10 protein-coding genes are annotated in these 12,966 nt (G+C 58.1%); 1 reads left to right on the forward strand and 9 read right to left on the reverse strand.

The window, feature by feature from the left end:
• Positions 1–17 precede the first annotated feature (17 nt).
• The 9 genes from TQ39_RS11255 to TQ39_RS11295 all read right to left on the reverse strand — a co-directional run bounded on the left by TQ39_RS11255 (position 18) and on the right by TQ39_RS11295 (position 10,364).
• Positions 18–1,349 carry a sulfatase gene (locus tag TQ39_RS11255; RefSeq protein ID WP_050005581.1) on the reverse strand — a complete coding sequence of 444 codons (1,332 nt, stop codon included), beginning with the start codon at positions 1,347–1,349 and terminating at the stop codon, positions 18–20.
• Positions 1,346–2,380 (reverse strand): Gfo/Idh/MocA family protein, encoded by a 1,035-nt coding sequence (locus TQ39_RS11260; protein ID WP_050005582.1) that lies wholly within the window; start codon positions 2,378–2,380, stop codon positions 1,346–1,348. Before TQ39_RS11260 ends, TQ39_RS11255 begins: the two co-directional genes overlap by 4 nt.
• Positions 2,381–2,507: 127 nt before the next feature.
• Complete coding sequence (locus TQ39_RS11265) at positions 2,508–3,227, reverse strand: cupin domain-containing protein (RefSeq protein ID WP_009326214.1); 720 nt, start codon at positions 3,225–3,227, stop codon at positions 2,508–2,510.
• Positions 3,228–3,324: 97 nt separating this feature from the next.
• Entirely contained in the window at positions 3,325–4,797 is a 1,473-nt protein-coding gene (locus TQ39_RS11270) for a PHP domain-containing protein (RefSeq protein WP_050005583.1), read from the reverse strand.
• A gap of 14 nt (positions 4,798–4,811) precedes the next feature.
• On the reverse strand, positions 4,812–5,627 hold the full coding sequence (locus TQ39_RS11275) for a sugar phosphate isomerase/epimerase family protein (protein WP_050005584.1): 816 nt from the start codon (positions 5,625–5,627) through the stop codon (positions 4,812–4,814).
• A gap of 14 nt (positions 5,628–5,641) precedes the next feature.
• Positions 5,642–6,682 carry a Gfo/Idh/MocA family protein gene (locus TQ39_RS11280; protein WP_050005585.1) on the reverse strand — a complete coding sequence of 347 codons (1,041 nt, stop codon included), beginning with the start codon at positions 6,680–6,682 and terminating at the stop codon, positions 5,642–5,644.
• 75 nt (positions 6,683–6,757) lie between these two features.
• Positions 6,758–8,395: an extracellular solute-binding protein gene (locus tag TQ39_RS11285; RefSeq protein ID WP_050005586.1), complete on the reverse strand. Its 1,638-nt coding sequence runs from the start codon at positions 8,393–8,395 to the stop codon at positions 6,758–6,760.
• Between the two features lie 54 nt (positions 8,396–8,449).
• Positions 8,450–9,352 (reverse strand): carbohydrate ABC transporter permease, encoded by a 903-nt coding sequence (locus TQ39_RS11290; RefSeq protein ID WP_050005587.1) that lies wholly within the window; start codon positions 9,350–9,352, stop codon positions 8,450–8,452.
• A gap of 25 nt (positions 9,353–9,377) precedes the next feature.
• Entirely contained in the window at positions 9,378–10,364 is a 987-nt protein-coding gene (locus tag TQ39_RS11295; protein ID WP_009326220.1) for an ABC transporter permease, read from the reverse strand.
• Between the two features lie 196 nt (positions 10,365–10,560).
• On the opposite strand from TQ39_RS11295, the gene TQ39_RS11300 reads away from it, so the two are divergent.
• Complete coding sequence (locus TQ39_RS11300) at positions 10,561–12,810, forward strand: helix-turn-helix domain-containing protein (protein WP_050005588.1); 2,250 nt, start codon at positions 10,561–10,563, stop codon at positions 12,808–12,810.
• Positions 12,811–12,966: the final 156 nt, after the last annotated feature.

Raw genomic sequence — 12,966 nt, forward strand, 5'->3', positions numbered from 1 at the left:
GCCCCTTTGGCAGCCGGTTATTGCTCCTTGTCCGCACGCAGGCGCCGGGTCACCTCCCGGGCAACACGCAGACCGTGCTGTGCATTTTCAGCGCCCAGCCGTGCAAGCGGGTCCGGCGCGCCGTGCAGCGTGCGCTCCAGCCATTCCGCCTCCAGCGCCTGCATCCGCGCCAGCACCTCCGGATACCGGGCCTTTACATCCGCCGTTTCCCGCGGGTCCTCTTCCGTATGATACAGGGCATATTCTGCAAAATCCCACAGGCCGGGGCTGAAGGTATGCACCATCTTCCAGCCGTCCTGTAAAACCGCCCTCTGGCAGGTATACAGCCCGTGCTCACACACAAGATATTCCCGGGGCGCCGCTGTTCCGTCCAGCGTGTCCTGTAGCGCTGTACCGTGCCACATCTCCGGTGCGGCCACGCCGAAAAAGCGCGCCGCGGCAGGCGCGATGTCCAGCCCATACACAGGATGGGCGCACACCTCGCCCCTGTGGGCGCCGCCCGGCAGCTTGAGCAGCATCGGGATATGGATACAGCTGTCATGCACCGTGCCGTGCTCCAGGATCATCTGCCCCTCTCCATACTGCTCGCCGTGGTCCGCACTCAGTATCACGGCACAGTCGTCATACCAGCCTCTTTTTTTCAGGTATGCGCACATCTGCCCTACCAGATGGTCGGTATAGCGGATTTCGGCGTCATACAGGCGAAGCAGCTCCGCCAGCTCCCGTCGGCTGCGCACGCCCGTATGCCGGCCGCCTCGGTACAGCGGAGATGCGGCCAGCCGGGTGAGCTGTTCATCGGTTACGGCGGAGGTGTCCGGCTCATAGCCGCGGTCGATCCATTCCGGCGGCGGGGACAGCGGCCCGTGAGGATCCCAGTAATGCAGATGCAGGAAAAGGTCTTCCCCACAAAAGCCGTCCAGAAAATCCATTGCCGCCTCATTCACCGCGGCGCCCGGAAAGCGCTGGAAATTTTCCGCACGGCAGCGGTAGGAGGGGTCGATCACATGGGAAAATCCATTGTAAAACCATGGCGCAGGATGCCGCCCGAACGAAGAAACCGCCGCCGTGTGCACGCCCTCCCAGGACAGTACACGGGGCAGGGCCGTTTCCGGCGGCGTGGCCACGGAAAGTGCAGCCGTACCGTGGGTCTCCACGCCGTTGACCACGCCGAAGCACCCGGTAAACAGCGCTGCGCGGGCCGGCATGCAGGGCGTGTTGGAAGCATACGCCCGGGAAAAACGCACCCCGTCCGCCGCCAGCGCGTCGATGTGCGGCGTCGGCCGCCCATACCCGCAGCAGGACAAATGGTCCGGCCGCAGCGTGTCGATATCAAAATAGATGACCTTCATCGTACTTCCCTTACAAAATGCCTGCGGCCGTGCTCATACAGGGCGCAGATCATTTCCTGTGTCAAAAAGGCGTTTTCCGCGGTGACATACATGGGCGCAAGCCCCAGCAGGCTCTGATAAAAGTTACCGATCTGCTTGACATGGCTGGTGCCCCAATATTGCTTGACGTCCCCGTATTCAAACATCTGTGCTGGGTCGTTGTCCGCAAGGCAGGTGAGGCCGTTGTTCAGCTCCACCCGCGCCTTGGGCCCTTCCATAACGGCTTTGCCCCGGGTGCACGCCAGCTCCAGACGAACCGGCTCGTCTGTGCAGTAGTGGTTCATCACATAAAAGGTGCCGTACGCACCGCCTTCAAATTCCACCCGTCCCTCGGCTGTGTCCTCCACCGGAATATCCGGGTGCGTGCGGTTGGCCAGGCTGGCCTGTACGCCTGTCACCGGACGGCCGATGAACCAGCGCATCAGGTCCAGCGTATGGATGGCCTGGTCGATGATGACGCCGCCGCCCTCTTTATCCCAGGTGCCTTTCCAGTCGCTTTGGGAATAATATTCCGGTGAGCGGTCCCATGTCAGCAGCACGCGCGCCGCGCGCACCTCGCCCAAATCTCCGTTGTCCAGGCAACGGCGGATGAGCTGGGAACCCGCGTTATAGCGGTTCTGGAAAATGACGCCCAGCGTTCTGCCTGTGGCGGCCGCGGTGTCCAGCATACGGCGCGCGTCCGCCAGCGCAATGGCCATCGGCTTTTCTGTCAGCACATGGCAGCCGTGCTCCATGGCAAGGCACGCCAGCGGCGCATGCAGATAGTGCGGCGTGCAGATATGCACCACATCCGGCTTTTCCTGCTCCAGCATCACTTCAAAATCCGTATACGCCCGGCAGCCGAAGCGCTCCGCCGCAGCCCCGGCACGCTCGGGCTTCACATCGCACACCGCCGTGAGCACGGCGTGCGGGTCCCTGGAGACCGGTACGGCATGCATGGGGAATATCTTTCCGCAGCCTGCGATTACCGTTTTCAGTTTCCGTACTTCCATCACTTCGTCCCCTTTTGGCATCAGGCCGCCCCAAGGCAAGCTATTGCCTTGAAACAGCCTGATGGATGGGCGGGGCGCACCGAAGCGCATCCCGCCGTTTCTGTTGTTTTTCTGCCGCCGCAGAAATTCAGGCCTCCCGCTCTTTCACGAAGCGCTCGAACCAGATGTACGCCACTTCCTTGCCCGGCTCCGCCGTCAGGGAGTGGTCCAGCCCGGCGGGCACGAAGCTCCAGTCGCCCGCATGATGGGCCACGCTCTCGTTTTCCACCGTCAGCGTGAAATCGGCATTGTCCAGGCCGTAGTTCCACTGGTCCACAGCGGGATGGCCTTTTTCCACAGTGCCTTCGCCCACGGCTTTCACCACACCCAGCAGATTGCGGCCTACCTCGCCGGAGTACAGCACCTGCCAGCTGCGGGTGTGGGGGCCCTTGCAGTCCTGCGTATATTCGTGCGTCTCAGAGAAGGAACGGAAGATCGGCAGCGTTGTGTGGCACGCCGCATAATTTTTGTGGTCTCCCTCTGTCATATCCAGCACCAGGCACAGGAATTCCAGATCCTCGACGGCGTGAATGGTAAAATCGCCGTTGTCAAAATCCGGCACAAAAAAAGCCAGTTCGGTGATGTTTCGGGCGAACTTATCCGTGGTGACATAGCCCTTGCCGGCTGTAAAGCAGTACACTGCGGTCTTATCTGCATATTTTTCCGGCTGCACATCATGCCCGGCCTTCAAAAAGCATTTGTAGTTGTGGGCGCCGGGGAACGTTCCGGGCAGCATTTCCATGCGGGAAAATCCGTTTGCGTCATACTGAGGCGCCATTTCTTCCTTTTTTACAATCGCGATAGACATTGTGTTTACCCTCTTTCTTGTTTTTCCGTGCCGGGTACAGCGTGCGCCGTCCCAAGCGGCGGTTTTTTCCGTTTTGCGTCTGCGCCGGGCCTCTGCTTTACAGCCCGGCGTATATGGGCGAGACAAACGCCCACTGGCCGTTCTTCTGGGCAAATTCCGCATGATACACGTCCATGCCCCCGCTGCCCTCGTCCTCTGCCTCCAGCACCATTTCATAGGCGCTGTCCGGCACGGCGGCATGAATTTTTACCGCCTCGGAATGCCAGGGCTTCACGTGCCAGGTTACGCCGCCGTCCAAAAGCTGCGCGATGGACGCCGTGTGCGTACGGCCGTTTACCGTCACGTTTACCACAGTGTCCGGCCCGCCCTCTATCTCGGCAACGACGGCGTCCGTCTGGGGGTGCAGCGTGCTCTTGTTGCGCACGGTCTCGCACTGCCAGGCAAAGGCCTGCGTGTCCTGTTCCAGCACACGGTTGTCGATCTCGTTTACCTCGACAGGGCTTCCGTCGTGGTTTGTGGGCGAAAGCAGGCTGCGGCCCCGCAGGTACAGGTTCGCGCCGGCCAGCCGCCCGTCGGTTGTAATGCGCCCGGCCCAGCGCGTCAGCTCCTCGCTGTTTCCCCAGCCCATCTCCACCCGCAGCTTGTACGCACGGGCAGGCTTCGGGCGAAGCTGTTCGCCGCACAAAACCGCCAGCGGTCTGCAGTTTTTATAGATCACCAGCTTGTCGGCCCAGTATTCGCCCTTTACGGCGCAGCGCAGCTTTCTCTTTGCGCCGCGCACCGTCTCGCCCAGGCCCTGGCCGTTGACGGTAAAATCGCATTCGATCCGGTCGCCCGTCACCGCGTAGGCACGGCCCGAAAGCAGCGCCTCCCAAATGGCCTCCCGGCTTTTCTCCTTTGCCAAAACAGCCGTCAGGCCGTCGCCGTAGGAGCCGGGGAACCCGGCGTGGTGGTCGGTGGAGCCCAAAAAGCAGAACCGGCTGCCCCGCCGCAATCCGGCGTATACCGTGTTGCGGGAATCCCGCGGGCCCATGTCGTGATAATACGGATAGGGAGCCGTTTCGCTCATGGCGCAGCCGTGCTTGGAGCATACCTCCACGCAGGGCGAGATGTTCTGGTCGTACAGCTCCCAATTGATGCCCCGGTATCCCGGCGTATAGCCGATGTGGTGCGGCACCGCGATGGCGCGCACGCCGCAATCCGCCACCAGCCGCGCAGGGCTGTCCCGATAAATGAGCGGGAATGTGTCATCCGGCGAGATGATGTGGTGGTCTCCGTAAAGCGAGGAATGCATCTCATAGCTTTGGAAGGTCACCAGTTCGCCGTCATTCTGCCGCGCCATCTCGGCCCGGATCTCGTCCCAGTGCTCCAGAAGCTTTTTAAAGCCCTCCCGGTGAAAATCCACGATAAATTCCGTCTCCGGCGTACGCGCATAGATGTCCGGCCACATGGCGTGTCCCGTAATGCAGCAAAAATCCAGATGGCTGCGGGCGATCTTCAGCGCATTCTGCAGGCTTCCGAAACCATAGGTGATGCCGCAGTGGTTATGTAAATCTCCCCATAACAGCATGAGCGGCTCCTTTCTCAGCGGATCATGTATTGTTCCAGATGGCGCTTCGCCAGCACGATGTGCTTCCAGCGGTTCTCCGGCTCGGCCCACACGTCGCCGTGGGGCTCGATGATGATATAGCCGTCATAGCCCACATTCCACAGCATACCCAGCATCACGTTCCACTTCAGCTGGCCCATGCCTACGATAGGTTCGATCTCCCAGCCGTCGTCGCCATAGCGGAAAATGTCCTTGGCATGGAAGTGCGCGATGCGGTTGGCGTAACGCTTCATGATCTCATAGGGGTCGTCCTTCATGTTGCGCATAATACCCACCGGGTCCAGCTTGATGTTGAACTCAGGCACTTCCTTCAGCAGCTTGTCCAAAATCCCGCGGGAATGGACGAAGTTTCCGCCGTGGCCCAGGTAGCAGGCCAGCTTGATGCCCTTTTTGTCCGCGATGTCCTTATAGTAAAGATATTCTTTTTTGAACTCGGCGATATTCTTGTCCGGGTCCTCCGGGTCGTACTCGCCGGTGTTGAAAAACGCCATCCTGCAGCCGATGGCCTCCGCCATGTCCAGAAATTCCAGCATGGTCCTGCGCACTGCCGCGCGCTCGTCCGGGTCCGGGCTGATGGTGTTCAGCCACCAGAGGCCGCAGGCAGCGGGCTCCACGGGTGTATTTTCAAACGCAGGCTTGATTTTGTCCAGCGAGAAGTCCACGCCGCACTTTGAGTTGAACAGCAGTTCCACGCCGTCGATGCCCTGCTGCTGGGCCAGGTCCACCCAGCGGCGCAGGTCGGCTGCGTCCTTGCAGTCCTTCATCTCTACGATAAAACCGAGTTTTTTCATGTTCTATTCCTCCTTCAGATGCCCAGCACGCGCTCGATGCGGCCCGATTCAAAGGAGCGCCGGGCGGCCTCTACCACCTGGAGCGGCACAAATGCGTCGCGCGCTGTTTTGCTGTTGTTCGTGCCGTTCAGCAGATCGTCCACAAATGTCTTGTGATGAATGTACCCAAAGAACTGCGGGTCGACGGGGGCGGCCTGCCAGTGGATATCCTTGCGGGGATGGCCGTCCAGATTCCAGCCATAATATACGATATCGCTGCGGTGGGGATTGTACAGATAGATAACACCCTTCGCACCGTAGATTTCCATTTCAAAGCGGTTGGTCTGCGCCACCTGCGTCCAGAAAACCTCGTGGAACACCGTTGCGCCGCTGGCCAGCCTGTAGTTGAGGATGGCGGTATTTTCCACACCGTTCAGGTTGGCACGCTCGCCGAATTCCTCTCTGCGCTTTTCGTCCCGCGGGGACAGGTGCAGCGCGAACACCTCTTCAATGGAGGACCCCGCCACTGTGTGGATCAGGTCCATCCCGTGGCAGCCGATGTCCATCATACAGCCGCCGTAGCCGGGCGCGGAATCGAACGGATTTTTGGTGGCGTTGCGCATGCGGATGTGGCGGATCTCGCCGATCTTCCCCTCTTCCACGATCCTGCGCGCCGCGATGGAGCCGTCCATATAGCTGTGCATGAAGGACGGCGTGAGTTTGACGCCCGCCTCGTCCACAGCGCGGATGATCTTGCGGCCTTCCTCAATGTTATAGGCAAAGGGCTTTTGCGAAAAGATATGCTTGCCCGCGGCGGCCGCCTCGATGCAGAGCGTCGCGTGCATCTCGATCTTTGTGAAGATGCACACCGCGTCGATGCTGCTGTCGTTCAGGATGTCGTGATAATCCAGCGTATATTTTTCAAAGCCGAAGTCGTCCTTTGCTTTCTGCGCGCGCTCCTCGATCAGATCGCAGGCCCACACGAGCTGCGCGCCCTCCACGCGCCGCAGCGCGGGCAGATGGTATTCGTTGGCGATGCTTCCGCAGCCGATCACGCCAAATCTGATTTTTTTCATTGTTCTTCTCCTTTGGAGCGGCGTCCCCCCGCGCCTGGTTTACAGGCGCGGGGCGCCGCATAATGCATTTTCCGCTCAACCCTTCCAGCGGTCGTAAGCGTCCTGGTTGATTTTGATGTAATCCTCAACCGGCATATTGTTCAGTTCCGCCACGTAGGCGTCCCACTCGCTCAGGCTCTTTTCGCCCGTGATGAACTTCACCACATTCTCCGTGGCGTAGTTGACGATATCCTGCGCATAGGTGCCCAGCTTGATGCTCTCCTCCTCGGTAAACTTTACGCGAGGCACTGTCTCAAAGGGCACCACATAATCGCGTACCACATCGTTGGCCGCTTTGGTTTCGGGCAGCTGGGCCGCGCTCTGGTCCACTTCGTTGGTGATATACTGAGGCAGGTAGCCGCCCGGGAAGATGGCCCACTGGCCCAGAGCCTGGTCCAGCGTCAGCCCGTCGGGGTTGTTCTTGATGTTATCCAGCAGCTGGTACTTGCCGTCCACGACCTCATAGCTCTCGCCCTCGATGCCCAGGCGGCACAGCACGGTGCCTTCTTCGCTGTAAAAATAGTCCAGCCAGCGCATGGTTGCTTCGGGATATTTGTTGGCGGTGGTGATGACGGCAACGCCCGTCATCTGCACGTTGCTCTCCACGTTGATGAGCGCGCGGTCGCCGTAGGGGCCTTCCAGCACGGGGCACTGCACATAGTTCTCAGCGGCGGCGCCCATCCACTGGGTGTTCTGCGCGCGGGCCACAAAGCCCACCTGGCCGGCGTTCACCTTTGCGGCGGCCTGGGTCTGGTCCTGAGAATAGCTTTCCTTGTCTACCAGGCCCTCCGTCCACAGCTTGTTGTAAAATTCCACCATATTTTTGAATTTGTCCTCACGGCCGATGAAGCGCACGTTGCCCGCGTCGTCGATATCCAGCCAGCTGAAGGCATAGTCGGAGTCCATAACGCCGTTGATGCCGAAGCCCCAGGAGCCGAGCAGGTCGTAGAACATACGGTGGGGATAGTCCTTACCCACCACGCAGTAGGGAATCTCGTCCTTTTGGCCGTTGCCGTTGGGGTCGTTGTCGCGGAACGCCACCAGCACGTCATACAGCTCGTCAACCGTCGTAGGCGCTTCCAGGCCCAGGTTGTCCAGCCAGGTTTTGTTGATCCAGTAGTGGTGGATCAGGTTGCCCTCGGTCTTGTTGAGCTGCGGGCAGGAATAGATATGGCCGTCCGGCATGGTAATGCCCTTGCGGATGGCGTCGTCCTGCTCGATCAGCGCCGAAAGGTTGGGCGCATAATCCAGATACTCGTCCAGCGCAACGAGCTGTCCGTTGGCCGCATATTTCATCTCTTCCTGCGGGCTGATCTTCGCGCGCAGGATAATGTCCGGCAGGTCATCGGAGGCAAAGGCCAGGTTGCGCTTCTCCGTGAAGCCCGCGTCCGGCACGCATTCCCATTCGATGTGGATGCCTGTCAGCTCCTCCATGCGCTTGAGGGCCGGGTGCTCGTTCCAGTCCTTCACATTCGCGTTCAGGGCGACCATGCCCCGCAGTGTGATCGGCTCGTTCACGATGGGGAAGCCCTCGGCGTTCACGTTGGAGTCCCCCGCCGCGCTCGCGCTCTGCGCGCCGGACGCAGGCGTACTGCCGCTCTGTGTGCCGCCGCAGCCCGCCAGCACGCCGCACAGCATCACGGCTGCCAAAAACATGCTCAACCACTTTTTCATCTTTCATCCTTCTTTCTCTTTTTTATATATCCCGGAGGCCTTACGGCCTCCCGTCTACCCTTTTACCGCGCCGATCATGACGCCCTTGACGAAAAACTTCTGCAGGAACGGATACAAAACCAGCATCGGCACGCTGGAAACGATGATCACCGCGTATTTGATGCTCTCTCCCACCATAAACTTACTGATGTCCATACCCGCGGTGTCGATCATGCTGTCCGCCATGTTGTTCAGCAGTATTTCCCGCAGGAACATCTGCAGCGGATAGGCCGAGCGCTCGCTCAAATAAATCAGGCCGTTGAAATAGCTGTTCCAGAAGTTCACGCCGTAGAACAGCACCAGAACGGCAAGGATGGGCGCCGAAAGCGGAAGCACCATTTTAAAGAATACGCGGATGTCTCCGCAGCCGTCCATGGATGCGGCCTCATACAGCTCTTCCGGTATCGTGTTCTGCATGAAAGTGCGGGCAACGATAATGTTATACACCGACACCGTTCCCACCAGGATGACGGCCCACATGGTATTGTATAAGCCCAGATTTTTCACCATCAGGTAAGTGGGTATCATCCCTCCGGAAAAAAACATTGTGAACAGGAAAAACCCCATCAGCTTGCTTCGTCCGTACAGTTTTTTGCGGGACAGCGGATATGCCGCGCTGAATGTGATTATGATGGTGACAAGCGTCCCCACAACCGTATAGATCAGAGTGTTTTTATAACCGGTAAAAATGTCCCCGTTGCGGAATACCTGCTTGTATGCTTCCAGGTTGAAGCCTTTCGGCCACAGCCACACGTTCCCCTGAAATATCTCCATCGGGTCGCTGATGGATGCGACAAGCACGAAAATCAGAGGATACAAAATCACTACAACGCTGACTGCGGTGAGGCCCCCAAGCACAATATTGAACGCCCTGTCTCCTGCGCCCAGTTTTTGTTTGCGCCTTTTTACTGCCGACATAATCCATACCTCCTTCTTCCCACCATTAGAACAGGCTCGTATCGCTGATTTTTTTTGCGATCTTATTGACTGTCAGCAGCAAAACAATGTTGATAATGTTGTTGAACAGCCCGATGGCCGTGGAAAACCCGTAATCGCTGTTGATGAGGCCCGCTTCATATACAAAGGTGGATATCACCTGCGACGTTTCAGTATTCTGGGCGTTCTGCATCAGGAATACTTTTTCAAAGCCCATATTCATTACCTGGCCCACATCCAGGATGAACATGATGATGGCCGTAGGCAGGATACCCGGCAGGTTGATGTGCAGAATACGCTGGAGGCGGGACGCGCCGTCGATCTGTGCCGCCTCATGCAGCTGCGGGTCGATGGCGGCCAGCGCCGCAATATAAATGATGGAGTTCCAGCCCGCGTTCTGCCACACGCCCGACCATACATACATGGACGGGAACGCCGCCGAGCTTGTGAGAAACCCGAACTTCTCAAAACCCATTTTGTCGAGGAACACGTTGATCAGGCCGTTGCCCTGGTTGAAGAACAGGTTCAGGATGCCTACAAGGACCACCACAGAAATAAAATGCGGCGCGTAAGAAATGGTCTGCACGGCTTTTTTCAGCTTTGGGCTTTTCACCTCGTTGAATACCAGCGCCAGCAAAATCGGGAACGGGAACGCCACTATAAGGTTATACAGGCTCAACCCTACCGTATTTCGCAGCAGCCTCCAGAAATAATAGGAATCAAAGAAACGGTTCAGGTTCTCCATTCCCGTCCACGTGCTGCCCCAGATGCCCAGCCGGGGCGAGTAGTACTTGAAGGCGATCTGCACGCCGTACATCGGCAGATAACAAAAAATAATGAAATAGACGATCGCAGGGATCAAAAACAAGTAAAGGCTCTTGCTTTGGTTGAGCTTTGTGAGCACCCGCCTGCGCCGCTGCCTGCCGCGCGCCCGCTTTTCGGCGCGTGTCCGTGCCGGTGCGGCCGTCCGGCCGCCCTGCAGCATTTTAACCATTTTTTTCACCGTCCGTCCTTTGGATTTGTGTTCATAGTACAACTCAAAACACGATTTTGCCATGTGCAAAAATTGACATCCGCCGCAATATTTGCCCAGATACACCCTTAATTCTTGTTTTTATTGTTAAATATTCCTATAATATTTTTACAACAGAAGAAAAAACAGCAAAATTCTACAATTGGAGGTGATGAGTATGAAAGAAAAGCTGCCCGGGCTCTTTCGTCCGCTGATGAAATTCAATGTAACCGCTGTAATGGTCATCATTCTGATGTTCTCTGTTTTCAATGTTTTTTCCATTGTCCGCACACAGCAGCGGCAGGCCAGCCTGCAGACGATGGCCCTGAGCCAGGCCAGCCAGCAAATCGGGGATTTCATCGCCAGTGCCGAACAGTTGGGCATCGTCGTCCAGAATGATTCCCAGCTCATGGCTTATAACCTTTATAATAACAGAGACCTGCCCCACAATATCGTCTGGGAGCTGGAAATGCTGGCGCCCTCCGTCAACTCTCTCTCCTCCCTCAGCATCGTTTACGTAGATTCGCTGTACCCGCAAATCAACGGCGTCATCTATTCCAGCGCCGGGCGGTTCAGCTACGCCGATTACTGCCGCGACGAACTGAGCGGCAGCCTCACGGAAAACCAGCTTATGGAAGTGGTGTATGCCGCGGATCATGCCCATTTCGTGCCCCAACTCTCAGGCAATACCAGAAGCCTTTTGTATGTGATGCCCATCCCCTCCTCGTATGTGTTCTCTCCCGGCAGACTGCTGCTGCGGCTGGACTATACCTCCTTTACACGCGGGCTGCGCGCCACAGCGGCCGGAAACAGCGACATTTATGTATTCGACAGCGAAGAAAACCTGCTTTTGTACTTTGGCCCCACTTACGGCAACGATATCACCGCCGCCCGTGCTGCCGCAGTCGGGCCTGAAAGCCTTTCCGGCAAGGCCGTATTTCGCCACGAGCTGGAGAATTACGGTATCCAGGTGGTGCAGGCCCTGGATTTCTGGCAATATTATCAGCCTACGCTCACAGCTGTTCTCAGCCTTGTGCTGCTGGCAGCTTTCGTCACGGTGTCGGGCCTCCGCCTTTCTTATGTGCTGGCACAAAATACCGCCCGCCCGTTTTCCGTATTGGTACAGCGCGCCTCCCAGCTGGGCGGCGTGACGCCCGCGGAGGAACCGGATGAGATTGCCCGGCTCTCTCATATTTTTGAAGACCTCGTGGAGCAGCAGACTTCTCTGACAGCCGCTATGGAGAGCCACAGCCAACTGGAGGAATCCCAGTACCTGCTGTATCTGCTGGGCGTGCTTGGCGGGCGGGACTTTTCCGAAACCGTCGTACAGAAATACAGTACGCTGCTTTCCCGCTGGAGCCGCTTCGGCCTGCGCGTCCTGGTGTTCCGCTTTGACGATACCATTCATTTTGTGGAGACGTATCTCCCCAAGCAGCAATGGAGCATCAAATCCGCTTTGCGGCAGGAATTTGCCGCGATGTGCGGGGCGCAGGACGGCTTCGGCGCGGCGGTGGACCTGCAAAACGGGCAGGGGATCGCGGCGGTCGCTGCCTTCGGGCCGGACGCAGACTGCGCCTGCATTCTGGACGCCATCCGCGAAGCGCTGTGCCGCAGCTGCGGGCTGTCGCTCTCCTGCGGCATCAGCAGCGCGGTCTATGCGGCCGGAGATCTGCCCCATGCCTTCCGGGAGGCGAGCGCCAACTGCCGGTACCGCCTCTTCCACGCCAATTCCACCATTACGCCGGAATTTGTGGCCGACATCCGCAACCAGCGCACGCGTCTCTCTTATACGGGCGCGGACGATATTCTTCAAGCAGTCAAGGCGTGCAGCTACCCGGACATCTCCCGCGGAGTGGGGCGCTTCTTTGCCGATATCACCCGGGCCGCCACCCTTCCCTCCTACAAACTCGCCTATTTTGACATGCTTTCACGCCTGAACAAGCTGATTCCGGAATGCGCCGAAAACAAGCAGACCATGCTGGTAAACATGTTGGACCTGCTGTATGAAAACTGTTACGAGAGCACGGAAGTGCTCCAGCAGGACCTGTACAAATTCTGTATCCTGCTGGCCGATACCCTGTACGAGCAGCGCTCGGCGCAGCTGAGCGGCGGCCTGCTGGGCACGATTTATGACTATGTGGAGGAAAATTATGCCTCGCCCGCGCTTTCGCTTTCCTCCATTGCCGAGAGCCTGCGTTTTTCTCCCTCTTATCTCACCCGTTGTTTTAAGGAAAAGACAGGTATTTCCCTGATGCAGTACATCGACCGTAAGCGCTTTGAGGAGAGCAAGCGCCTGCTGGCTGCCACCGCTTTGCCCGTTAAGGCCATTGTGGAGCGCGTTGGCTACACCGACGAGGCGAATTTTTCCCGCAAATTCAAAAAATATGAAGGCGTTACGCCCACTCAATACCGCGCCATGCAGAAATAACGGCAAAAGCCCGGCGCTTTCCCGTTTCTGGGAAAGCGCCGGGCTCAGCTTGTCGAAAAAGCTGCGCTTTTGCGCCAAGCTACCTACGAACAGGGCCTGCGGCCCCGTTCGCCGCGCACGGCGCGGGGTTATTTTAAATGAAAAAAGGGGCTCCAC

The organism is Ruthenibacterium lactatiformans, assembly GCF_000949455.1.
Taxonomy (GTDB): domain Bacteria; phylum Bacillota; class Clostridia; order Oscillospirales; family Ruminococcaceae; genus Ruthenibacterium; species Ruthenibacterium lactatiformans.